General features: G+C 70.7%; 22 protein-coding genes. All 22 read right to left on the minus strand.

From position 1 onward, the window contains the following. Positions 1–103 precede the first annotated feature (103 nt). Positions 104–1063, minus strand: coding sequence for a bifunctional DNA primase/polymerase (locus tag CHC09_RS11925; protein ID WP_239138734.1), 960 nt, complete (start codon positions 1061–1063; stop codon positions 104–106). Further along, complete coding sequence (locus tag CHC09_RS11930) at positions 1060–1509, minus strand: hypothetical protein (RefSeq protein ID WP_143232292.1); 450 nt, start codon at positions 1507–1509, stop codon at positions 1060–1062. The genes CHC09_RS11925 and CHC09_RS11930 overlap by 4 nt, the downstream gene beginning before the upstream one ends. Before the next feature lie 104 nt (positions 1510–1613). Then, on the minus strand, positions 1614–3104 hold the full coding sequence (locus CHC09_RS11935; protein WP_179277047.1) for a DUF3560 domain-containing protein: 1491 nt from the start codon (positions 3102–3104) through the stop codon (positions 1614–1616). Between the two features lie 90 nt (positions 3105–3194). Beyond that, entirely contained in the window at positions 3195–3953 is a 759-nt protein-coding gene (locus CHC09_RS11940; RefSeq protein ID WP_089293085.1) for a hypothetical protein, read from the minus strand. After that, complete coding sequence (locus tag CHC09_RS11945) at positions 3950–4918, minus strand: hypothetical protein (protein WP_089293086.1); 969 nt, start codon at positions 4916–4918, stop codon at positions 3950–3952. The genes CHC09_RS11940 and CHC09_RS11945 overlap by 4 nt, the downstream gene beginning before the upstream one ends. Next, the gene (locus CHC09_RS11950; RefSeq protein WP_089293087.1) at positions 4915–5361 is read right to left on the minus strand and encodes a hypothetical protein; all 447 of its coding nucleotides are present in this window, start codon (positions 5359–5361) and stop codon (positions 4915–4917) included. The genes CHC09_RS11945 and CHC09_RS11950 overlap by 4 nt, the downstream gene beginning before the upstream one ends. Positions 5362–5439: 78 nt before the next feature. Continuing rightward, a complete protein-coding gene (locus tag CHC09_RS11955) occupies positions 5440–5931 on the minus strand; it encodes a hypothetical protein (protein ID WP_089293088.1) in 492 nt (163 codons plus the stop codon). 73 nt (positions 5932–6004) lie between these two features. After that, on the minus strand, positions 6005–6448 hold the full coding sequence (locus CHC09_RS11960) for a hypothetical protein (RefSeq protein WP_089293089.1): 444 nt from the start codon (positions 6446–6448) through the stop codon (positions 6005–6007). Further along, complete coding sequence (locus CHC09_RS11965; protein WP_089293090.1) at positions 6445–7998, minus strand: DNA cytosine methyltransferase; 1554 nt, start codon at positions 7996–7998, stop codon at positions 6445–6447. The genes CHC09_RS11960 and CHC09_RS11965 overlap by 4 nt, the downstream gene beginning before the upstream one ends. Positions 7999–8125: 127 nt before the next feature. Beyond that, positions 8126–8524 carry a hypothetical protein gene (locus CHC09_RS11970; protein WP_143232293.1) on the minus strand — a complete coding sequence of 133 codons (399 nt, stop codon included), beginning with the start codon at positions 8522–8524 and terminating at the stop codon, positions 8126–8128. 92 nt (positions 8525–8616) lie between these two features. Beyond that, positions 8617–10446, minus strand: a complete 1830-nt coding sequence (locus tag CHC09_RS11975) for a ParB/RepB/Spo0J family partition protein (RefSeq protein ID WP_089293092.1) — start codon at positions 10444–10446, stop codon at positions 8617–8619. 273 nt (positions 10447–10719) lie between these two features. After that, a complete protein-coding gene (locus tag CHC09_RS11980; RefSeq protein ID WP_179277048.1) occupies positions 10720–11949 on the minus strand; it encodes a methyltransferase in 1230 nt (409 codons plus the stop codon). 168 nt (positions 11950–12117) lie between these two features. Continuing rightward, positions 12118–12744 (minus strand): hypothetical protein, encoded by a 627-nt coding sequence (locus tag CHC09_RS11985; RefSeq protein WP_143232294.1) that lies wholly within the window; start codon positions 12742–12744, stop codon positions 12118–12120. Between the two features lie 132 nt (positions 12745–12876). Continuing rightward, positions 12877–13284 carry a hypothetical protein gene (locus CHC09_RS11990; protein WP_089293095.1) on the minus strand — a complete coding sequence of 136 codons (408 nt, stop codon included), beginning with the start codon at positions 13282–13284 and terminating at the stop codon, positions 12877–12879. Continuing rightward, positions 13284–14267: a hypothetical protein gene (locus CHC09_RS11995; protein ID WP_089293096.1), complete on the minus strand. Its 984-nt coding sequence runs from the start codon at positions 14265–14267 to the stop codon at positions 13284–13286. Before CHC09_RS11995 ends, CHC09_RS11990 begins: the two co-directional genes overlap by 1 nt. Further along, complete coding sequence (locus CHC09_RS12000; RefSeq protein WP_179277049.1) at positions 14264–15205, minus strand: DUF4192 domain-containing protein; 942 nt, start codon at positions 15203–15205, stop codon at positions 14264–14266. The genes CHC09_RS11995 and CHC09_RS12000 overlap by 4 nt, the downstream gene beginning before the upstream one ends. A 99-nt stretch (positions 15206–15304) precedes the next feature. Continuing rightward, entirely contained in the window at positions 15305–15727 is a 423-nt protein-coding gene (locus tag CHC09_RS12005) for a hypothetical protein (protein ID WP_089293098.1), read from the minus strand. A gap of 579 nt (positions 15728–16306) precedes the next feature. Then, on the minus strand, positions 16307–18079 hold the full coding sequence (locus CHC09_RS12010; RefSeq protein WP_089293099.1) for a DUF2637 domain-containing protein: 1773 nt from the start codon (positions 18077–18079) through the stop codon (positions 16307–16309). Positions 18080–18281: 202 nt separating this feature from the next. After that, on the minus strand, positions 18282–19415 hold the full coding sequence (locus CHC09_RS12015) for a DNA-processing protein DprA (RefSeq protein ID WP_089293100.1): 1134 nt from the start codon (positions 19413–19415) through the stop codon (positions 18282–18284). 816 nt (positions 19416–20231) lie between these two features. After that, entirely contained in the window at positions 20232–20594 is a 363-nt protein-coding gene (locus CHC09_RS12020; RefSeq protein ID WP_089293101.1) for a hypothetical protein, read from the minus strand. Positions 20595–20706: 112 nt separating this feature from the next. Next, on the minus strand, positions 20707–21990 hold the full coding sequence (locus tag CHC09_RS12025) for a tyrosine-type recombinase/integrase (protein WP_179277050.1): 1284 nt from the start codon (positions 21988–21990) through the stop codon (positions 20707–20709). A 249-nt stretch (positions 21991–22239) separates the two neighbouring features. Beyond that, positions 22240–22839: a helix-turn-helix domain-containing protein gene (locus CHC09_RS12030; protein WP_143232296.1), complete on the minus strand. Its 600-nt coding sequence runs from the start codon at positions 22837–22839 to the stop codon at positions 22240–22242. Positions 22840–22876 lie beyond the last annotated feature (37 nt).

The raw sequence follows: 22876 nt of genomic DNA on the forward strand, positions 1-22876 counted from the left end.
GCAGTTCGCCATCGGTGTCGAGACTTGCTGAGGCGCAGAAATCTGTGCCGTAGGTCCGGCCGGTGACCAGCTGCATTGGCCCCGGCCGCACCTGATCGTCATGTCATCGGCGCAGCCGGTGGACGCGCCGGACGGGGATGCGCGGATGGCGTACGCCCGCTCGCCATCCCGAGGCGATGGTGCGGCGTGCCTCTGCGGTGGGCAGGCCGACGCTGGTGGCGGCGGCTGCCAGCTGCGGCCACACCACGTGCTCGTCGAGCCCGCCTGCGGCGGCGAGCTGGCCGAGCCGGAACGCCGCCTTGACGAGGGCGTCGTTGCGGCCTCCGCCGCTGACCCGCTGACCCCCGCTGTAGAAAGGTCGAGGAGCGGCGTGAATCCGGTTGATCTCCCCGGTCAGCGCGGCCTGCCCATACCGGCCCAGGTCACTGACTGGCTCCTCGACGGACGGCTCACCCTGGGCGAGCGGGGATGCTGGCGGGGTAACGAGCCGACATAGGACGTCGGGCACCGGCGGTAATGGCGTGCCGGTCAACGGTTGGGTGAACGTGTACCAGTCACCGGTGGCGTGCAGCGACGGCGGGGCGACCACGAGGCCACCCTTGCCGCGCCAGTCCATGCCGGGCAGCACACCGATCCGGCTGGGCAGGCCGGAGCTGGCGTACCACAGGTGCCAGCCGTGCCCGGTCCGTACGAGCGGGCCGGGAGGTTTGACGACGTCGAGCAGGTCGAGGACCCGGCGCAGGGCCTCGGGGGTGTCGATGTCGCACACGTCCAGCACGCCGCCGGTGGCCAGGCCGATGTTGGCGTGCGGCCACCGGGCCCACCAGCGGCGGATCTGCGCCGGATCCGTCGAGGCCTCGTGCAGTCCGTGCGGCAGCCGGGGATGTTTGCCCGGCGAACTGCACCGGCGCCCGGCGGCGCAGGTGCAGCCACCGGGCGAGGGGGTGTGCAGCGGCATCACCGCGATCCCGGTCGCCGCGTAGCCGAGCGCCGCGCTCAGCAGCCGAGCACGGCGTTCACCGTCATCAGCGGTCGCCCGGCCGCAGTGTCGGGGCCGGGTCACGCCGGCCGCCGCAGACCGCCGACCGCGGCCAGCAGCGCCTTGGTGTCGACTTCGGTGGCCCAGCTGCGCGGCACCTTGGGCCACACCCGGTGCTGGTCGCCACCAAGCAGCGCGATCTTGATGGTGTCGATGTTGTCGGCGAGCACGACGTGCAGGCCGTTGCCGCCTTTCCAGCGCGGAGAGGCGATGGTCACGGCCGCGCCGGGCGACAGGGCAGGGCAGAACGGCACCACGGTCACGGTGGGCGGGGTGTCGCCGTTGGGGGCGGCCAGCAGCGCGGAGGGGTGGATCCGCAGGCCACGGCCACCGCCGACGGGCCGCAGGGCGACGTTGACCGGCAGCACCTTCTCAACGATCCAGACGGTGTTGTGGTACTTCGCCGGGGTCTCTTCCGGGTTGCAGATGACCCGGTCGCCCACGGCGAATGTGGTCGGTGTTGCAGACACAGAACTTCCTTCCTGAACAAGGGGAAGGCCCGCACGGCGGGATGCCGTACGGGCCGGAAACAAGGGCGGCGGCTTTCCCGCCGCGTGCTGTGGCGGGGAGTGGGTCAGGTTGCGGGGTGCACGGCGAGCCATCGGTCGGTGGACATTTCGCGTTCGGTGCCGTCGATGAGGGTGACGACGACCCAGGTCCGGCCGTCATAGGTGTAGGGGTCGCCGACGGTTTCGACCGGGCCGGCGAAGTGCGGCCACAGCTCGCGCCCGCGGTGGCCGGTGTCCCACAGCCCGGCGATGATGTCGCCGGGGCGCAGCTGGCCTGGCTTGCGGTCCTGCGGTTCGCCGGTGGGCATCACCCACGCCGCGCCGCCGCGTTCGGGGGTGAGGCTGGCGATGATGTCGGGGACGCGTTCGTCAGCTTCGAGCCGGTCGAACACCGCCAGATACGCCGCGCTCAACTCGCGCCGCCGGTCGAGGCTGTCCGGGCTCTTGCCGTCCGGCCAGAACGCCTGCACCTGCCGGTCGGCGGCGGACAGGTCGAGGCCGTGCACGAGCCGGCGGGCGTAGCCGACGTGCCGGGCCTGACGCTGCTGGACCTTGTCATAGCCGGGGTTGGTGGCGCCGCGGGCGAGTTTCTGCCAGCGGGCGACCTTGTTCGCCAGCTCCACCGGCCACGGCTGCCCGTTCGGCTTGTCGAGCTGGACACCGTCACGACGCCGGCCGAAAATCTTGTCGAACGTCAACCTTTGCGGCCAATCGCGGCCGTTGTCGAGGCTGACCGACTTGGCATTGACCCTGCTGACCCGGTACCAGCCGAACTCGCCGCGCACGACATCGCCCTTGGCCAGGTTCTGCGGGCTCCAGGCGACGAAGACACCGGAGGCGGCCCGGTCGGTGAGCTTGCCCTGCTGGTGGCTGATGTTCTCTTCGAGACGGGCGATCTCGCGGCGGCACCGGTCCTGATACTGCTCGCTCGCGTTGTTGGCCTGCGCCTCGGCGAGTTCCCGCTGCCAGCGCCGCAGGTCGGCTTGCAACGTCTCGACACGGCGCATGATCACCCGCGGGTTGTCCAGGACCTCGGCATGGATCCGCACACCGGCCGCCTTCTCGGCGTAGTGATCGGCGGTCGCATCCTCGGCACGGGCGGCGTCCAGGTTCGCCAGCGCCTGCTCGCGCCGGTTGCGGTCGGCGGTGTAGGAGTGGTGGCCGGGCATCATCGGCTGCCCACCCGGGATCCCGTCCAACGTTCGGTGCGCGGCGGCCTCCCGCGCGTCGCGGCGCCCGGCAGCACGACCAGCGCGCTGGTCGTAGATGTCGGCGCGTTCGTCGGCCCGCTCGGCGGCGGCCTCTTCCCGGACGGCGGCCGGACGCCACTGGTCGTCGATGTCGATGACGACCTGGTATCCGGCCTCGCGCAGTGCATCAGCAGCGCCGTTGATCTTGCGGCGTGGGGCGTCGCGGTCACGGGTGCCGCGGATGTAGAGGCCGATCTCGGGTGAGCTGCGGAATCCGTGGTGGCGTACGACGTCGTAGACGCCGTCGCCCTTGCGGGAGCCGGACAGGATTGTGCCGTCGGCGTGCGTATGCGAGATGGTGATCACGAAGTGCTGCTCCTGAGGGATCGAGGGTGGAAACGAAAAACGCCCGGCCTCGCGGGAAGTGAGACCGGGCGCAGGCGGGCGGCGGAAGGGTCAGCGGCGATCGGGTGGGCAGCGGTGCTCGGTGTGTTGGGTCAGCAGGCCGCCGAGCCCGTCACCGGTGCGGATCATCACCGTGGGCTTGTCGCAGGCCGGGCAAGTCAGCCAGTCCCCGTCGTCGTCGCTGCTGACGTAGACGTCCGCGAACGCGTAGCACCGACAGGGCCGAACTGGTGTCGGCAGCAGCCGCAGCGGCGACAGGCGTTGCAGCTGTTCGGCCAGCGTCCAGTCCGCGGTCAGCTCCCGGTCGTACTCGGCACGCTCCGCCAGGTTCGACAGAATCCGCTGATGGACGCAGCGGGCGAGCCGCTGGTTGGCGGTGCGCCGGGCGGCGGCCAGCCTGAGCTTGTCCCGGTCGAGCTGCCGGTACCGGTCGGCGAGCCACTGACAGACCTGCTCGGCGTAGCCGATGGCCGCCACGGATTCCGCCTCGCGGCCGGGGTCTTGTGTTTTCAGGATCAGCTGGCGGGTCCAGCCGGGTGCGTCGAGATTGAGGTGGCTCCCGCCGCCGATCAGGGCCAGGTCACCGATCGTGGGTAGATTCTGAAGGTGGGTGGCCAGCAGATGGTCGCCGTCACCGAAACGGATCGCCACCCGCCCCGGGATGGCCTCATGGTCGCGAACGTGCGGGAAGAAGACGATCGTTCCGCGCATCACGCCGGTGAGCTGGTACGCCACCGCGCCGCTGTCTCGGACCGTCTGCCGAGCGCTCAGGTTCCCATCGGCGGTGAGCGTGAACTGGTCGGCCGTCACCGGTCACCGCCGCGGCCGGCTGCGGCGGGCCTGCGGAACACGGCGATCCGGTGGTCCGGCAGCGCGATGCCGTAGGCGTCGGTGTCGAACAGCTGCTGCGCGAACTCGGTGAGGTCGAACAGGGACAGGCTGATCCCGGCGGCGTGCAGCAGCCCGGTCCAGCCGCGGGCGTCACGCTCGGCGACGGCGAACGCTCGCTGGTTGGCGTGAATCCCGGCGTAGGAGGCCAGGAACGCGTCGATGACCTGCTGGCCGGACACGGTGTGGGTGGTGCCGCCTTCGGTGTGCAGCCAGCTGCCGACGATGTCGGCCGGTACACCGGTGCGCTGTGCGATCTCCTCGATCGTGCACAGCACGTCGAGGACGAGTGCCTCGGCCGCTTGGTAGTCGCCGTAACCGACGGCATCCATGATCAGTACCTCGGCGGGGGCTCTGGTGATCCGGCGCAGATGCGCGCGGCTGTTCTCGAGGTCGGTGCTGATCCGCGTCCACCAGGTCACGGTCGGCGCCGCCGGGTCGGCCACGAGCAGGTGTGGGCCGTCGTGTTTACCGGGGGCGTCCTGGATGCGGCCGTCCTGCTTGTCGCCGAAGGCAGCCAACTTGAGCCGCGCTTGGCGGGTCAGCTGTGACAGCGCCTCGGCGGCGCGGGTCTGCTGCTTGAGCTGGTAGGCGGACAGCTCGGCGGCGGGCGTGACCACGCGGGCGTCGCGACAGAGCCACGCGATCGGGGTGCCGTCGCACGACACCACGTACACGATTCCGGCGGCGGTGACCGGTTGACCGGCCGGGTGGTAGATCGCGGCGTGCAGCTGCGCTGCCGGCTCGGGGTGCAGGGTTCCGGCTGGGATCGGGGCGTTGCGGCCGTAGCGGGTGTAGGTGAGGGACTGGCCGCGCAGCCGGCCGGCGTTGGCGTCGCGCAGTTTCCGGAACGCCGCGAACGCTTCTGTCTGGGTGCACCGGGTCACCGGCGCTCACCCTTCTGCTTTGCGGCACGCTCGGCGTCGTGTCGCCGGTCGTCGATGTGCAGCCACACCGCGAGCGCGATCTCCTTCTCCATGTCCTGGTAGCTGCGCGGGTTGAACGTCACCCGCTCGCCGTCGAGAAAGAGGGCGTAGACGGGCAGGACGTCGTAGCTCCCGTCCAGCTTGGCCTCGAAAGCCACGACCGTGACCTGGAACTCGGCGGCAGCGAATTCATACGACTGCGCCCGCGCGCATGGCCTGGCGCCGTACGGATTGCATCGGTAGACGGGAGCCTCGACTTCGGTACGCAGGTATTTCTGCAGGTAGGTGGTGATCAGCCGGCCGAAGGTGTGCGCCCCGTACTCGGTGGGCTGCGGCTCGGCGCTGATCTGTACGGGCTCGGTGGTCGGTTCGATCGGTGGTGCCTCGATGGTCGTCATCTGCATGGCGAGGTGCTCCTCAACGAGGGGGATGAAAGGGGTGCCGGGGGCAGGTGGCCCACCGGTGGTCAGGGGTTGGCCAGGTCACGGCCGCCACCGTTGCCACGGGCGGCCGGATCGCTGGTCGGCGCGTCGAGCTGCCTGCCGGTGGTCGAAGACGGCCCCGGCGATGGTGGTGGCGATCTGCGTTTCGATCAGCTGCTGCGGGTAGCGGGGTGCGAAGGGCACTCGCTGGCCGTCGAGGTGGATCTGGTACTCGGTGCGGTGGCGCCGCACGTGTGGGGAGCCGACGGGGTAGCGGGTGATCTGGACCCGGCATCCGTCGACGGTGAACTCGTACTGGTCTGTCGCCCCCGGACGCCGGGCGACCGGCGCAGACCGATACCGGGGATCCGCGACGCGGACCTGCAGTAGACCAGCCAGATGAGTGGCGATCCGCCGGCCGAAGACGTGCGGATCATCAACGCCGTCGGCGGTCGATCCTGCCCCGTCGGGCTCGGCGGTGCTATCCGGGGAAGACGTTGGCGGCGAGTCGTTCGGCTCGCCGGGCTGTGCTGTGCCAGGGGAAGACACCATGCAGAAACTCCTGTTCAGGGGGTCGGAGCGCGCCGTGCTCGGAAGGCCAACTCGGGTGGAGTAGGCCGCAGGGTCACTGGCGCGGCGGAGCTGGTGGGGCGATCCGCGGATCGGTGAGGGGTGAGCTGGACGTGCTCAGTGGCACCGGGTTGAGTACCGGTCTGCCTTCGGTGGTGACCATGACCCGGTAGCCCTCGCCGTAGCCGGGCTCCTGGGTGAGGTCCAGGCACACGTCGGCGCAGCCGTCGACGGGCTGGAACACTTGCAGGGTGATGCCGCCGATGGTGATGCGGGCGGTGACCAGCCCGTACCGGTCCTCGGTGACCTCGGCGGCCACCTCCAGGGTCGGCAGCTTCAGCCGTGGCCGGCCGCTCGCGTCGACCAGCTGCATCAGCAGTTCGACGGTGTCCGCGCCGGAGACGCTGTCGCCTTCCTGGTTGAGGAACGCGGTGAGCCGGTCCAGGATCGCCGTGTCCCGCGACGGCTGCGACTGTTCGGAATGCTGCTGCCCGGTCATGCGGCGGCCCCGGCGAGCGCGTAGTCGCCGCGCACGAACGTCGGTGCCTGGCCGGTGATGGTTTCGACCAGCGCCGCGATCAGATCCCTCGCCGCGCAGGGGGTGACGGCGTTGCCGGCCTGCCGGACGCGTTCGCGGCGGGTGCCCAGGATCTCGTAGGCGGGGTCGAACGCCATCCCGGCCTGGATCTCATGGGGCTCCAGCATCCGGAACAGGCAGTCCATCACATCCAGCGCGGTGGCTGGGGCGGTGTCGAGCAACCCGAACCGGTCGACCGTGGACAGGGCACCCATCGGCTGGTCGGTGGGCCGGGCCCGGCCGGTGCCGTAGTACGGCACCAGCAGTTCGGGCCACGACAGCAGCGCGTGATGGTTGCCCGCAGCGGTGACGGTCGGCAACGGGTGCGTGCCAGCGGGGCGGGCGACGCCGTGGTTACGCATCGGCACGACGAGGGCGTCCTGGGCGCGGCCGGTCTGCGCCCGCAACGGCCGGTCGACCGGCCGGATGTGCGAGACGGTGGCCCGGCCTTCCAGCGCCACAACCAGCGGGGTGAGCACGTCGCCGAGCGCCGGGACGGCCAGAGCGTCGGTCTCGCGGGTGGTCCGGGCCGGCATCGGCGCGTCGACCGGGACCGCGCTGGTGCGCCAGGTGCCGCCGGCGGGCACCATCATCGGCCGCGCGTACCGGGCCAGGCCCTGCTCGATCCGGTCCATCGTCTTGACCGCGAGAGGTTTGGCCCGGTCACCAATTCGGGTGCCCGCCAGGTTCCAGTCGATCGCCGCTGCGGCTGGCAGCACCCGCGGGTAGACGCGGTTGCCGCGGCAGGCAGTGGTGGGGCAGCGCCACACGTACTGGGCGCCGTAGCGGCCCCACGCCACGTTCGGGTTCTTCCACGCCTGGATCGGCGTCTGCGTCCGGCCGCACCGGTCACAGGTGGCCTGCGGCCGGGTCCAGCGGCGCAGGTCCGGGCACCGGCCGATGCTCTTCAAGTGGCCGATCGTGTACCAGCGATCCCGGGACTGGCAGGCCCCGTCCCCGCCGGCCTGGGCGAACATCGAGTTCAGGTAGACGGTGTGCAGGCAGTACCGGTAGCCCTCCAGCGCCGAGCGCCACGCCGCATACGGGATCCACCGGGTGACCTCGACGACATTCTCGACGATGAATCCCTTGTAGGGGCGGCCGGCGAGCCATTTCGCCTCGATGAACCGGACGACGTCCCACATGGTCGCCCGAGAGCGTTCGGCGGCGTCATCGGGCAGGATCTCGCCGAACAGGTCGGGGACTTGGTCGGCGGCGCGTACGCCTTTGGCCTGGGAGTGGTTGGTGCACTCGGGTGAGGCCCACAGCAGGTCCGTCGCCGGGTAGCGGCGGGGGTCGATCTGTGAGATGTCGGCGCAGTCGTGCGCGGCGTGCGGCAGGTTGTGCTCGTGGGTGGCGATCGCCTTGTCCCAGTGGTTGGCGGCGATCACGGTGCGCACGCCGTCGACGAGCTCGGCACCGGATGCCGAGCCGCCCGCGCCGCAGAACAGGTCAGTGAGGGTCAGAGTCAACGCGCAGAATCTCCAGAAACGAGCAAAGGGCGGGAGACCCGCGCCCGGACGGCGTAGGTCTCCCGCCCTTCGAGGCGAGGGATAAAAGAGGGAGAAGGTCAGCAGCTGGCGTGCGGTACGCCGCTTGCTACCTGAGAGATAGCCCCCAGTGGTTGGGAGCCCACCGGGTCACCGGTGCGACCTGCTCCGTGACGCCACCGACCTCGATCGGCAGAGCCCAATGCCAGTCCACGCCGGTGAGGGCAACCCCGTCCGGCGCGGGATCGTCGAGCGCGGTGGCCGGCTCGGGCGTGGTGCCGGTGCTGGGGGTGGCCGCCGTGGACCACAGCGGCGGGGTGAATGGCGAGGACCAGAGCATGTCCGGATAGGCGTCGCCGCCGGGCACGGCCGGCAACGAGGGCAGCGCCTGCGTGCGGGCATGCTCGGGCAGCAGCCCGGCGTAGGCCAGTGACATCTGGGCCGGACCGGTCACAGGGTGTCGGCGGGCGGCTGGTGTCGCTCCGCCGCCACGGAGGCTGTCGATCATCAATGCGGGCTCCTCATGGGTGGCTGGCGGGTACCGCCGTCATGTGCAGCGGGCCCGCCAGCCGGGGCGGAAGGATCGGGGTAACGCGCTGGTCAGGCCGCGGGGGTGTCTGCGGCGTCAGCGTCGGCCGGGGTCAGCGGCTCGTCCTCGTCGAGATCGTCGAACATCGCCTCGTCCTCGACGACCTCGTCGAAGCCGTCGAAGCTGTCGAAGCCGTCGAGGATCTCAGCAGTGACGGCGTCGTCCTCGCCGGTGCTGAGCTCGGGCGCCTGGACGTCGCTGCCCGGCTCGTCGGCAGCGTTCTGATCACCGGGGTCGGCAGCCTTGTCATCCATCGGCTCGTCCGCCGGGTCGGCTGGCGTGATGTCGGCCAGGAGCTTGGTTTCGGCCTCGGAGAGGGTGTAGCCGTCGGCGACGAGCTGGTGGAGCCAGGCGATGGCTGCGTCGTCGTCCATGTAGTGCGCCCATTCGGTGGCGTAGCGCAGGTTGTGTTCCTGGTGGCCGATCCACTGGGCGACCAGGCAGCGCCGCAGCCGGTCCTCCTTGGCCGCTTCCAGGGCGTCGTCGGTCACGCCGCCGAGGTCGGCGTACAGGTTGTCGACGTCGTGGCGGCTCAAGTCGGTACCGGTCACTGTGGCGCGCAGCGCGTCGGGGAACAGCCGCTTGATCACGCGGGTCGCGGTGTACGACTGCCGGTAGAAGTCGGTGCGGACCGTAGCCGCGATCTTCAGGGCCTCCTGGTGGGCGGCCTTCTCCTGCTCGGCGCGTTCCTGAGCGACCCGTTCTTCCTCCGAGACGCCGGGCCGGGCGTAGACGACCTTGCGCAGGGTGTAGCCGTACTCGGCCGGGTTGACGCAGTAGACGACGGCGCGGGCGTGCTCACCGTTCTTCTCGATGAACGCGGCGAACCCGGGCCGGGTGCGGACCTCGTCGAGGTTGAGTCGCTCACCGTCGGCATCCACGAGCCGCGACGCTTCGACCGCCGGGTTTTCGTAGCCCCAGCCCTTCGGCTTGCCGGTGATCTTGACGCCGGCCAGGATCTGCTCGGCTTTGACCCGGTCCTTCGCGCTGTTGTAGGCGACCTTGGACCGTTCGGTGGCGACGGCGTGCCGGAATCCCCAGCCGGAGTTGGCCTGCTTGATGATGCGGTTGAGCACGGTCGGCTGGTCTTTGAACTCGGCCATCGCGGCGGCGTCGTCGAGGGTCAGATCGCCGGTGTCGGCGGCCTGGCGGGCGGCTTCCGGCAGAGCCCGGAGGGTCAGGGTCTTCTTGACCTTGGCGACCGGGACGTGGCGGACCTTGGCGATCTTCTCCGGGGTCCAGTCGAGCAGGGTGAGCTGGTGGTAGCCCTCGGCCTCCTCGGTGGCGGTCAGCCCGACCCGGTGGCCGTTCTCGGCCAGCTGCGCGACGATCTGCGCGGCGGCGCCCTCGTCGGACGCCACCACACACGGGATCCGCGGGAAGCCGAGGTCGATGGCCGCATACTTACGTCGGTGCCCGATCATGATCATGAGCTGGGTGTCGTCGCCGTCGATCGGGACCACGACCAGCGGGCACAGGATGCCCACGACCCGCATCGAGGCCTTGAGGTCCTCCACATCACTGGTCGAGGCGCGCAGGTTGCGCGGGTTGTCGATCAGCACCTGCGGGTCGACGTACTCCACGCGCAGGTGCGGCATCTGCGCCACCAGGCGCTCCAGCCCGTCGGCAGGGTCGTCGTCGATGATCTCCCCGTCGACGACTTCGCCGTCCAGGACGACGTCGGCCGGGACGAGGTCGGCCCCCGTGCGATCGGTCGGGATGACGGCCAGTTCCTGACCGGGCGCGTCGCCGGCGTCCTCGCTGCCATCAAAGGCGATGTCCTCGGCGGTGTCCTGGGAGAAGTCCTCGGGTTCGGTGGCGGCGAGGGTGGTGATACTCATCAGAGATCTGGTCCTTCCAACGTTCCTACATATCAAGAGAGGTGAATGCCGCCGCGCGGCGCTGGTGGCCGCGGGCGGTGCTGGCCCGATCCGTGCAGGGCGGCCGATCGGCGCAGACCCGCACAGGCCCCCGCCCCGCCCGACTGATGCGCAGCCGGTAGCGGGGTGGACGGGGCGGGGGTCTTGCGGGGCCAGCCGGGGCCGGCCAGGATCGCGGGCCAGCACAGCCGGGCGGCCCGCGCCCGCGACGGCACCACCGGGCGTCCCCCGCTGCTACGCGGCAGCGGCGAGTGCCGGGACGAGGACGGGTGCGGACCAGTGGGTGCGGGCGATACCGACGCCGACCTCGTAGCGGTCACCGTCGTTGCCGCAGCCGCAGCACAGCCCGACGGTGGGACCGTGCTGGTCGTAGTCGTCGGCGACCAGGGAGAACCCGGCGGTGAAGTCGCCGAGGACCCCGCGGGGGTCGTTCTCGCCGTCGTCGGCGCCCCACAGCAGCCAGCCGCAGACAGCGCACCGGCCGTGGTAGCGCAGCACCCGATCGCGGCGCCGCCACGAGTCGTGCCACACCTGCACCGGCGTGGTTCGAGCGGCCTCGCCGGTGAAGCGGGGCTCGTCGACGCGGACAGGTGCGGCCAGCCGCACCGGCCGGAACAGGAACTCCGGGGTAGCGCCGGACCGGACGGGTTTGGTCATCCGCACGACGCTGGTGGAGAAGCTGGTACCGGACGGCTTGTATGCCTCGAACGGCATCGCTTCGTGAGTGCCGTAGTACTCGACGAGCGTCCGGATGTCGCGATGCCGGGTGTCGCCGCGGGTGGCGATGCTGGCCGGGACCACACACACCAGGCGGGCGCCAGGGGCGAGCAGGTGCCAGGCCAGGCGCAGGTGCTCGATCCACAACGCCTTGTCGGAGGGGACGGAGAACGGCGGGTTCATGACGATCGCGTCGAACCGCACCCGTTCAGCCATGGCGCGGGCGGCGTAGGTTTCGAACGTCTGGGTGTGCACGGTGATGGCCGGGTCGAGGTTCTCGCACACGGCCGCCCGCGCCGGGTTCGATTCGACGGCGGTCACAGCCACGCCGGGGTTGATCCGCAGCATCGCGGCGGCAAGAGAGCCGACACCGGCCGACGGCTCCAAGACGCGGGAGCCCGGCGGCAGCCAGGCGAGGTCGCTGTGCGGGTAGGAGCACAGGTCGTCGGCGACGTCGTCCGGGGTACGGACCCAGCCTTCAGCGGTACGCGGGTGCAGCGGCACCACCCCGCCCGCGAGGACCTGCTTGACGAGCAGAGCGGCGTCGGTGCCGTCGGGAAAGACGGTCGCTCGGGCCGCCGGGGACCACAGCCCGCCCAGGGCCGCCAAGACCTTGGCGACGTCGGCGTAGTCGTCGACCGGCAACTGCTCGGCCAGCCGCACCCGGGCACCGTCGATGTGAGCGGCCTCCAGCGCCGCGCGGGTGGCCGGCGTGAGATGGGAACGCGAAAGAGAACGTGAACGCAACGAAAGCTCCGTCCGGAAACACGAAAAGAGGGGCCGCCCGCGGCGGTGCCGCGCCGCGGTCGCTGGACCAGGCCAGGACGGCGCGAGCACCACCGGCGAAGGCGGCCCCTGACAACAAAGGAAGGGGTGGGGAGCAGCTGGACCGGGTCCAGTGCGGTTTGCTGGTGTTTAGTCGTCGGCGAGTTCGTCGGCGCTGTCGATGTCGACGTGGAACTCTTCGGAGTCCTCGACGACGTCATCGACGTTGCTGGTGTCCAGCCGCAGGTAGCTGCCGTCGCTCTTGGCCGCATCTGCGGTGCTGCCGCGCACGAGGTAGCTGCCGCGGACGGTGAACCTCACCCGGACCAGCGGCTCGTACGGCGGCATGCCGAAGTGCTCCAGGAACCGGTCGAGGCCGTCGCGGCAGATGTCGCCGTCGCGGTGCCGGGCGATCGCGTAGTCACGAATCTGCTGGAGCTGGCGTTCGTGCTCACGCTGCTGCCGGTCGAGCGCGGCCTTAGCGGCGCGGGTCTGGTTGTGCAGGCTGCGTGCGGCCTGGCGCAGCAGCGTCGCCTGCCGGAACGGATCGGTGATCACGGTGGCGAGCCGGTCGAGCGGCTCGGTGCTCAGCACGCCGTCGTCGAGTAGCACCTCGGTGACCGCGTCACCGCCGGAGATCACGACAGCGTCACTCGTGCCGGCGTCCAGCCGTACGACCGGGAACCCGCCGATCCACGCGGCGATCACCTGACCGAGCGTCGTGGTCGGCGCCGTATCGGTTGCGGGCGGTTCGGAGGTGGTGAGGGCACAAGTCATGGAGAGAACGACCTTTCAAACGGGGTGAGGGGTCAAGAAGACGTCCACGTCGGGCAACGTGGGACCACGGTCAGGAGCGCCCGGACCGTCCCGATCGCGGGCGGCCAGCAGCGGTGTTGCGGGAAGGCCGGTTTAGAGGCGGACGACGGCGGGCTGGCCGCCGACGTGCTCAAGCACCTGGGCCAGCAATGTGTTGGGCCCGTGAGCGCTGTGCCATGACCCGGACTGCCGGCCGTCGCGAATGGAGTAGACGACCCAGCCGTACGGCTCCGGGTTGATCACATGCACGCAGCCGGCGTAATACGGTTCGCCACCGATGACCAGGATCGGCCTGGCCATCGCATGCCGCAGCGCGGTGGCCACCAGATCGGGCAGGGCGCGCCGGGTCTCGGCTTCGGTGCTGCCGCGCGCGTCGAGGTAGTCGCGGGCGGCGTCGTCACCGATGTCCGGCCAGCCCCGCCACTGCCCGCCGCGCCCGGGTTCGCGGTGCAACAGCACGGGCACCCGGATCGTCGCCGGTTTCAGGATCTCGTCGCGCATCAGCCGACCACGCTCACGCTGTTGCGGTTTGTCTTGGCGCGGCGGCGGCCTTCGGCGGTCAGCCGAGCCGTGTAGGGGTCGATCAGCGCACTCCAGCCCCACAACACCGTGCGCATATCGTGCTCGGGCCACGCGTCACGGCCGATGACGGTGTCCCACCACAGCCGCTCCCGGTCGTCGTCGGACAGCAGGTCCCAGACGGCACGGGCATGCTTGCCCAGATGCGGCCGTACGTCATCGGCAAGCCACCGCTGCCACGAGGCCAGAATCTCCTCGCGCTCGAGGACGGCGAGGTCGTCTTCATCGAAGACGAGGTACTCGCGGGACAGCCGGCACAGCACGTCAACCACCTGCACTGGTAGGTCGGCGGCGAACGCACCCAGAGCGGTGACATTGGCGAACACCATGTCGGTGAACACGCCGGGGAACGCGCGGTGCAGCGAGCGCATGTTGCTGCGGTGCACGAGCGAGGACTGCCCGGACCGGCATTCACCGCGGGCGACATCCGAGAGCATCACGTACGCGTGCGGCCGATCCTCGTCGGGGCGTTCGCGCCAGTCCACCGGCCGTACCCACCCGGTGTCGGCCGCACGATCGCGGTGGGTGTAACCGACAGAGAATCTAGTGGCCCGCAGCCGGTCGAGGACACGATCACCGGCCGGGCGCAGTTGGTCAACCAGCCAGTCCTGGCAGATCGGCACCATAGCTACATAGGCGGCCCGCAGCAGGTCCGCCGCCCGGTAGACGTCGCTGTCCGGCGTGTCCGCGGCCACCACGATCACCCCGGCACGCACCGGCAGCCGGGCGCGCACTGCGGCGCTGACCTGGTCGGCGCCGAGCAGCACCAGCGTCGCCTGCGGCCACAGGGCGTGGGCGGCGAGGATGTCCGGGTGCTGCGTGAGGTGCGCTCCCGCCCGGGACGCGGCGTCCGACCACGCATCGCGTAGCTGGGGATCGCTGGTGATGGCCAGGATGCCGGTCACGGCTGCTCCCCGTTGGCGCTGGTGTCCTGCATGTCGGGCAGGTCTTTGAGCAGTTGGTGGGCGGGCAGCCCGTGCAGGATGGCGTGCCAGATCAGCCGGGCCAGCAGGTAAGTCTTGTCATCGGCCAGGGCCCGGTCGAGAGCCGCGACCGCGAGGGTCTCCTCGCCGCGCTGCCAGGCACACCAGGCGGCCAGGCTCGCCGGCGCCGCAACGTGACCTGCCGGCGCGCGGCGGGTGACGTCCAGCCACAGGTCGCGCTGCCACATCTGCTTTCCGGTGGCCCGCCACGCCACGTCACGGACCGGCCGCTCGTGCAGCAACCGGACCAGCCGGGCCACCTCGTCGACCTGCAGACGCTGACCGTCAGCGGCCAACTCCATCAAGTAGCGGACCACCGCCGGGCCGTCGTCGGTCTCGACGGGCAGCTGCGCCAGGGCGGCGCCGACGCTGACCTGTTCGAGCAGATCAGGCTCGGTCAGGGCCAGCAGTTCCTGCCGCGAGGGCAGCGCTACCCGCCCCGCCAGGGTGGCGCGGGCGGCCGACGCGGTCGCCGCCGGGTCGAAGGGCACCCCGTCGGCCTCACGACACGGGCACCGCAGGCAGACATACTCGCCGTCAGCAACCAGCAGGACATCGGTGACCGACACTTGCGCGGCCACGGCGTCAGCGATCGCCGATACCCGCGACGATTGCGTCCGGTGCCCGTAGCCGATCAGCATCACCGACGCGGCCCCGTAGCGGCGGGCGACCTGCGACCACTGCTCGACGAGCACCGCGGCCGGCGTGGACAGGTCCATCCGGCCGGTGAGCAAAATGATGCTCTCGTCGGTCAGGAAGACCGCGACGACACTGTCGGCCGGGTGATAGCCGAGCAGATAGGGAACCTCGCCCAGCAACTCCGGCCGCGACCGCAAACCCGGTTCAGCAGGTTCATCCAACAAAATGACAACTCCTCGATGCGATGAGAAAGGGGGACGGACGGCTGGACCAGTGAGCTGCCCGAGCAGTGAGCGGCCCGAGCAGGTGGGAGAGGTCGGTTACCGCTGGCGGTCCGCGGCGAGGTGTTCATAGATCCGCTTGGCGGTCAGCGGCTTGCCCTGGTACGGCCACGGTTCGTCGACGGCGTCCCACCCGGACCGGCCGCAGCCCAGCCACCACACCTGCTCGCCGCAGGCGACCCGCAGCACGTCACCGACCGCAACCGACCGCAACCGCAGAAGCCGGTAGAGACACGCCAGCGGGAAGACCATCGGATCCGCGTTGCCGTCGCGCTGGTCGCTCTCCAACAGGTCGAGGTCAGCGTTGAACGCCCGGAACGCCCAGTCGGCGACCTGCTCGGCGCTGGTGCCGTCGGGCCGTTCGAGATCGAACGTGAAGACCAACGAGACCAGGTCCTCGCTGTCATAGGGCAGGAACGTCGAGGTGGTGTTGTGGTAGATACCGACCTGGTAAAGGGACATGGGCAGGAGCTCCCGTCGCGGATCGCCAGCGGACGGCGGGCGCGCGGTGCGGCGCCCGGCGAATCGCCGCGCTGACCCCGCAGCCGACCGGCCCGGACGCCCGCAGACAGGCAAGGGGCCGGCCCGCACCGCCACCCGCGGCTACTTCACCGATAAGCGACCGGTGTGACGATGGCGGCGCGGGACCAGCCGGCCCCTTGCCGGGCCAGGGCCGGGCCGGTAGAAGGCGCGGGGACAGCAGCGCGGCCAGCCGGGCAGCCCACCGGCCGCAACGCCTGATCGCGACACGAGTCGATCCCTGCCGGCTCGGCGAGTCCGGCGCGATGCTCGGATCGGCTGGCACTCTGGGATCTCGTGGCTGGCGGCTACGGCCGGCGCGTCGCGGTCGACGAGATGTGCATGAACAGTTCTCCTGTGAAACACGAAAACGCCCGCCGACCTGGCGGGCGCCGATACAGGAACTTGTCGACTACGGGTTCGCGGTGATCGCCGCTGTCGTCGGCTCTGTGGCCGATCTCTGGCCAGAGCGTGCAGTCGCGCGCCAGGCGGGGCCGAGGCGGGTCTGGCGTCGCGGCCGGGTCAGCGACGGCCGGTGCCGGCCGAGGCGGGTCTGGCCTCGCGGCGCAGTTCGGCGAGCAGGGCGGTGGCCCGGTCCGTCGAGATGCTGATGTCCTGCTCCCGGATGCCTTTGATCAGCCGCGAGCGGGACAGCGCGACACCGTCGGCGGCGAGCCGGTCGCGGACCTGCCGTCCAGCGGCCATCAGGTCCGGGACGTCGAGCGACTGGCCGCCCAGCCCGGACCGGTTCCTACCGGACCGGTCCGCTGATGCGTTGCTGGACCGGACTGGTTCCCGTTTCGCGGTCCGGTCGGCGGGCGCTAGCGCGGCGGCGACCGGCCGGACCGGAGCCGCATCTGCAGGTCCGGGGTGAGTGGTCCGGTCCGTGGCCGCGGGGGACGGGCCGGTTCGAGCCGCACGGTCCGTATTCGCCGGATGGTCGCGGATCGGACCGCGATCCGCCGGGTGGTCCCGGATCTCGGTCCGGTCCGGTTCAGCCGGGCCGCCACCCGGGGCCGGAGAGGCCGATGTTGTGCTGACGGACCGGACCTCGCCGTGGTCCGCAGCCTGCCGGCCGGCCACCACTGGACCGGGAAGCTGTGCGGCGTCCGGTGTTGCGGGGCGTTTCCGCAGCGCAGGTCCGGACCTGCGGGGCCGCAGTCGTGGTCCGCCCGCTGACGACCATAACCGGCGGCGAGCCTGCTGCCGGTCCGGTCCGTCCGTCGCGCGAGCGGCCCGACCCGGTCCTGGCTCATGGGCCGCTCCGGTCCGCTGCTGGAGGCACCGCAGGGAAGCTTCCGGTGGTCTAACGACCCGGACCGGTCCGGACCTGTCCGGCTCGGCGAACCAGGTGAGGGCGTCCAGGACCGCGGTGCTGTCGCCGGACCGGTTGGCGTCCCTGAGCGTGCGGCGGGCCAGCCGACGGACCCGGCGCCGGTCGGCGGCGTCCTGACGCTGACGACGTTCGGCGGACGCGGTCTCCAAGAGCTGTCCGGCGCGAGGGCTGACCCGGTTGCGGACGTCGATCGACCAGGCGGCCAGCGTCGACCGGGGAAAGCGGAGCCAGCGGCGCCAGCCGAACACCGCGGCCGGTTCCGGCAGCAGCCCACGCTTGCGTAGCTCGAGGCGGTGCGTAGCCCCGGACCGGATCTCCCACACGATGATGCCGGCCAGCGACAGCGCGGCCAGCAGCACGGCGCCGGTTTTGTCGGCGTGGGCGTGGCCGAGGTAGTTGATGCCGGCGGCGGCTGCCGCGCAGATCCAGGTCAGCGCGCGGGGTGCGCGGGCGGCTTCGCCGGCGAGCCGGAGTTTCTGCGCGGTCAGCGCCATGACCAGTGCGAGGCCTTCGATCGCGGCGGCGATGACCAGGCCGGCGGCGAGGGGCCAGCCTCGTGCGGTGGCGGCGCTGATCTGCCCGTACACGGCACCACCGACCGCGAGGCCGTACATCACCGCGGCGTACGCGTCGTCGGCGTGTCCCTTCAGGTACGCCAGGACGCCCGCCGCCCAGGCGCGGCGGGCCTGGGCACGCAGCTGGCGCTGCTCTACCCGGTCGGTGCGGCGCCGCTGGCGGGCTGCCCGCGCCTGCTCCTTCTCCCGGAGCACCGTCTCGCGGTGTTGTGCGGCGAGGCGTTGCTGCTGCTCGGCGACGCGGAGCTGCCGGTCGGCGTCCGCGTCGGCCGCGGCGATGCGTGCCGATGCGGCGGCTTGGGCGTGTTGCGCGTCGAGTAGTTGCCGTGCGGCCCGGCGGTCGGTTCCGGCGAGCTGGGTGACCGCGTCGAGGTCCACGCTCATCGGTGCCGCCGATCGGCCAGGAGCCAGGAGCCGGGTCGGCCCCGACGATGGTGGCGTGCGCGGCGGGTGGCCGGGCTTGCGTCCCGAGGGCAACGCACAACGTCCTCCTTCAACAAACAGGCCGAGCCCGTCCCGGACAGGGACGGGCTCGGCAACAAACGGTTCGGGGCTTGTGCCCGCCGCCGACCGGCGGGTGTGACGATCAGTCGGTGCAGGAGACCTCGACGGCCTCGTAAACGCCGTTCGGGCCGAACACCCCGCAGGTCAGGGTGTTACCCCTGGCCTGCGGGTTGGCGGCGAACACGACCTGGTAGGCGTGGTCGGCGGCGCTGCGGGCGGTGTCGGCCTCGACGTGGAAGTCCGGTAGGCGCCGGGTGCGCCACCGGCCGTCGTCCCAGCTGGCCGTGCCGACGATGCGATAGAGATTTGGGACCCCGGCCGGTGCTGGGGTGAACTGGCGGCCGATGGCGTCGAGCACTCCGGTAGCGCCGGTGACCAGCTGGGCGCTGCCCTCGGCGATCAAACTGTGGCAGCCCTGCGACAAGGCGGAGGTGACCGGGCCGGGCACCGCACACACCAGCCGGCCGCTGGCAGCGGCTGCGCGAGCGACCGTCAGGGACCATCCGTCGTGTTTCTCCTCGACGATGACGCTCGCCGCGCCGAAGGTGCCCAGTAGGTGCTGGTGCACCGCGTACCGGCTGCGACCCGGTCGCGAACCTGGCGGGAACGGGCTGATCAGCGAGGCGTGCTCGGCCGCGCTCGTGTCTCCGCCGATCATCGGCGGCACCGTGAACTGGTCGTGGCCGCGATCCGCGACCAGCAGGACTCGGCCGTCAGCTGCCCGCGCACCGCGCACGGCGGCGGCGCAGACACCGAGTGCATGTGCTGCGGCTACCACCGTCCACTCGGCTTCGCCGAGGACAACCCCCAGGTCAGCGGCCACATGGGTGCCGTACGCGGACGCGTCGATCGCTCCGGCGGCCGTGACCGCCTGCCGTAGCGCACCGGCGACATCGCAATCCCCGGCGACCCACAGGCACGGCAGCTCGTCCGCGCCGGTGCCGGCCGGCCAGCCCGGATCGCCGGGCACCAGCATGCGCACACCGGCCTGCTCGGCGCGCCGCCGCAGGATCTGTCCGGCGCCGGTCAGCTGCGGCGACAGGTCTTCGAAACGCCCGGCGACCGGAGCCGACAGCGGGAACACCCAGCCCGCGGTGGGCAGCCCGTTCGCGTCGGCCGTGCCTTCCAGGTCGGGCGGCAAAGCTCCGCCGACGTACAGCGACAGCGCCGCCCGGATGCTGCGGATCTCGTCGCTGATGCGATCGAACTGCGACACCAAGTACCTCCAGAAGTAGGCAAGACCCAGGGCTTGGCCGGGCTCAGCGAGCCGGACGGCCGGGCTGGGGACGGCCACGGTGGACCCGGACGGGCACGGCCGGGGTCAAGCCGGAGACGCAGAGACGATTCGCGGACCGGGGACCGCGCGCAGCGCCCCGGCGCCGCGCAGCAAGCCGGGTAGCCCCGTCCGCCGCCCGCGAGGCCACCGGACGGCTTGACGACGGCAGAACCGTCCGGGACCGTGCCGCCGTCCCCGCGCTGGCGAGCACCGCAGGCGCTGCGGACAATCGCCGTGGCCGGCTGGCCGCGGGCGGGCAGGTCAGACCGAGACGGAAATGACGGGCACGCTCCCGGGTGGCGAAATGCAGACGCCGTCGTTTTCCTTCTGCATCAGTCCAGGCCACCAAAGAGCGACCGTTGGGCAGGGGAAGAATGTAGGAATGACGCATGACCCATTCCTTTCACGGTTCACACACGCAGGGAATCTGAGGAAGAAAGACGACGCGGCGGTGACGTATGGCTGCCAGGAAACCCTTGGTGTCGTGGTACGAAGCACGGAGTGTCACCGCAGCTCACAGGCAACTTCTGACCCGGCTTCGCGTCGCTTCGAACTCGACGGCCAGATGACATGGCCATGCCGGAAGCGCCGAAAAGAATTGCTCCGGACTGCCCTTGCTGGCGTCACTCAAGATGCTTGCGTATCCTGAGCGGCGCTCCGGTGAGTGCTGGCCGGGACGCACGACGGCGGCCGGTTGCGCCTGTCCAGGTGTTGTCCTGGTGCGCGCTCGGCCGCCGTTTTTGGAGAAAGGGTTGGTTAGCGGGGCTGGAGGAAGCTCAGGTGCCGTTGCGTAGCGGTGGGTGCTGGCCAGTCCTGCTCGATGTCGTCGAGGTCGGGGGCGGGCAGGAACGTGAGCGCGAGGCTGGCGGGGGAGCCGTCGATGAGTGTGCGGGCGAGCTGGCGTAGCGGGTGGACCGAACGGTGGTGCGCCGGTGGTGCGGCCGGTGCCGGCCCGGCCGGCACCGGGGCTGCGGGTGCCTGGCCGGCGGCGAGGCCGTGCTGGAACTGCTCGGCGAGGTGACGGGTGGCGAAGACGTGCCGGTGCCGCCGTCCGTCGTCGTCGCGGAAGGTGACGCTGGTACGGCCGTCTGCTAGGGATCGGCGCGAAGAGCTGGGCATGGTGGGGCCTTTCGAGGAGGTGGTGAGGGTTCGCCGGCTCGCGGCGCGGGGTGCTAACGTCGCGGGTGCGGACCTGCCCCACATTCGTGGATCAGCAGGTCCTGTCCCGTTTTCAGGCCGCGATCGACGGTTTGCGTCGACCGCTGCCGGTGCTGCCGCGACGCTGCGTGGAGCGTGCAGCGGAGACGCGCGGTGGGCGTCCGCTGCGGGCCCGCCCTTCGCCGCCGGTCGTGGTGGCCAGGGACGCCATGGCGTTGTCGATCGCGGTGCGGCCACGGTCCGGGGCGTCAGGCATCAGGTGCCCGTAGTACTCGTGGGTGATCTCCGGTGAGGCGTGACCGAGCCATTCCGCGACGTCGGTGATCGGGACACCGTCGGCGAGCATGGACGAGGCGAAGAAGTGCCGCAATGCGTGGGTGCGGTCGAACGACACCTTCGACGTCTCCAGCGCCGGCTGCCACACCTGGTTACGGAAGTAGTACTGATACAGCAGCCCCTTGCGGCTGTGGTTCGGGAATAGCAGTTGCACCGGTCCCTCGGAGGAGCGCCAGGTGACGGTGCCGAGCCGTTTGATGTGCGCGCGCAGGACGTCGGCGACGATCTGCGGCAGCGGCACCGCACGGCCGGGGTCTTCGGCGTCGCGGTGCTTGGTGTACATCTTCAGCCGCAGGCCGGCGTTCTTGCCGCTCTCGGTTTCGCCGTCCTCGGTGATCTGCCGGTTGACGTGCAGCAGCCCCTTGCGGAAGTCGATCTGGTCGGCGCACAGGCCCATGGCTTCGGCGATGCGCAGCCCGCAGCCGGCCATCACCCAGAGCATCGCGGTGTAGCGGGGATCGCATGCGGCGATCAGCGCTTCGATCTCGTCGAGATCCGGCACGATGATCTTGCCTTTGACCTTGCGGCGCACGTTGGCGCGTTTGCCGGGCAGCTTGGCGCGTTTGGCCGGGTTACGGCCGAGCTCGTCGTTCTCGACCGCCCACTGCAACGCCGACGACAGGTACCCGAACCGGGTCTGCATGGTCTGCGGGGCGTAGTTCTTGGTGTCGCGCATCCATAGGATCCACGCCTGCACGTCGGCGAGCTTGAGCGCGCCGGTCGTCTTGGCCTTGAAGAACGGCGTGATGGCGTTGTTGAGCATGCTGAGGTACTGCCGAGTGCTGGAGTTCTCCACGCCGCGGCTGGTCGCCCACCGTTCGAACAGCGCGACCACGGTCTCGGCGCCGCGTTTGGCCTCCAGGTAGGTGCCGGTGGCGAGCTCGCGTTCCTTCTTGGCGCGGAAGTCGTCCGCGTCGGTCTTGAGGCGGAACATCTGCTGACGCTGCCGTTTATCGGGGTCGATCCAGAAACAGGTGTAGCCGGGCCCTTTGGTGCGGGGGGCGACCCATGCTCGTGCCATGAGAGGTGTTCCTTCGGTACAGGCGACCGCCGTAGCTGTTCGGGCGTGCGTCATCGCCCCGGCAGCGGGCACGCTGCGGGGTGAGGGCAGGGGGTATCGCCCCGGCAGCCGTGGGTGGTAGCGGGTGGAGGGTGTGAGGTATCGGCCGTCGACGCTCACTGCGCGCCGCGGCGGTTGTTCGGGCAGGGGCTATCGGCTCGTGACCTGGCCGGTCACGAGCGGTAGATCAGGATCAGTCGGTGGACGGGGTTACTGCAGGCGGTCGAGGTACCCGTCGATCACGGCCAAAAGCTCGTCCGTCGGGGTTCCCGACGCCGCGGCTTCGCGGACCTCGCTGAGCACGTCGCGCATCTGCGCGCGGGTCTTACGGGTCATCTCCTCGCTGCCGGCGAAGAACATGTCGAACGCGTTCGTCGCCCGTGCCAGGAATTCGTCACGCAGCTCGTGGACGGCCGACTGCCCGGCCGGTGCGACCGCGGTGGCCGCCGCCTCGTACAGCTTCACATCGGTGCCGTCGAGGGGCTGTTGTCCGCGTATCCAGCGCAGGAACCGCGCCGGATCGGCGGTCACACCGGGCGCGACCTGCACCGGACGGTCTCCCGGCGGCAGCAGCAGCGCCTCCACCGGCACGTCGTACGCGTGTGCGAACTGGATGAGTTCGTCGATGGTGACCGGGGTCCGGCGGCGGTTCGCCTCGATGTTCATCAGCACCGTGGCCGACATCGCGGGATCGGCGTACCGCTCGGCTGCCTGGTCCGGGTTCATCCGGCGCTGCTTGCGCGTCGTGCGCAGCCGTTCGCGGACGACCTCGCCCGGCGTTACCGCAGCTCCAGCACCATCACTTGTCATGTTCGTAATTTTTACTCTCCCAGTTGACAAGCTGCAA

Source organism: Actinoplanes regularis, assembly GCF_900188005.1.
Taxonomy (GTDB): domain Bacteria; phylum Actinomycetota; class Actinomycetes; order Mycobacteriales; family Micromonosporaceae; genus Actinoplanes; species Actinoplanes regularis.

Bases quoted from the DNA above. Each gene is read 5' to 3' on its own strand.
- CHC09_RS11975 (WP_089293092.1), bottom strand. From the start codon at position 10,446: ATGAGTATCACCACCCTCGCCGCCACCGAACCCGAGGACTTCTCCCAG.
- CHC09_RS11990 (WP_089293095.1), bottom strand. From the start codon at position 13,284: ATGCGCGACGAGATCCTGAAACCGGCGACGATCCGGGTGCCCGTGCTG.
- CHC09_RS12025 (WP_179277050.1), bottom strand. From the start codon at position 21,990: ATGGCACGAGCATGGGTCGCCCCCCGCACCAAAGGGCCCGGCTACACC.
- CHC09_RS11955 (WP_089293088.1), bottom strand. From the start codon at position 5,931: ATGGTGTCTTCCCCTGGCACAGCACAGCCCGGCGAGCCGAACGACTCG.
- CHC09_RS12020 (WP_089293101.1), bottom strand. From the start codon at position 20,594: ATGCCCAGCTCTTCGCGCCGATCCCTAGCAGACGGCCGTACCAGCGTC.
- CHC09_RS11950 (WP_089293087.1), bottom strand. From the start codon at position 5,361: ATGCAGATGACGACCATCGAGGCACCACCGATCGAACCGACCACCGAG.
- CHC09_RS12030 (WP_143232296.1), bottom strand. From the start codon at position 22,839: ATGACAAGTGATGGTGCTGGAGCTGCGGTAACGCCGGGCGAGGTCGTC.
- CHC09_RS11960 (WP_089293089.1), bottom strand. From the start codon at position 6,448: ATGACCGGGCAGCAGCATTCCGAACAGTCGCAGCCGTCGCGGGACACG.
- CHC09_RS11970 (WP_143232293.1), bottom strand. From the start codon at position 8,524: ATGATCGACAGCCTCCGTGGCGGCGGAGCGACACCAGCCGCCCGCCGA.
- CHC09_RS12010 (WP_089293099.1), bottom strand. From the start codon at position 18,079: ATGAGCGTGGACCTCGACGCGGTCACCCAGCTCGCCGGAACCGACCGC.
- CHC09_RS12005 (WP_089293098.1), bottom strand. From the start codon at position 15,727: ATGTCCCTTTACCAGGTCGGTATCTACCACAACACCACCTCGACGTTC.
- CHC09_RS11985 (WP_143232294.1), bottom strand. From the start codon at position 12,744: ATGACTTGTGCCCTCACCACCTCCGAACCGCCCGCAACCGATACGGCG.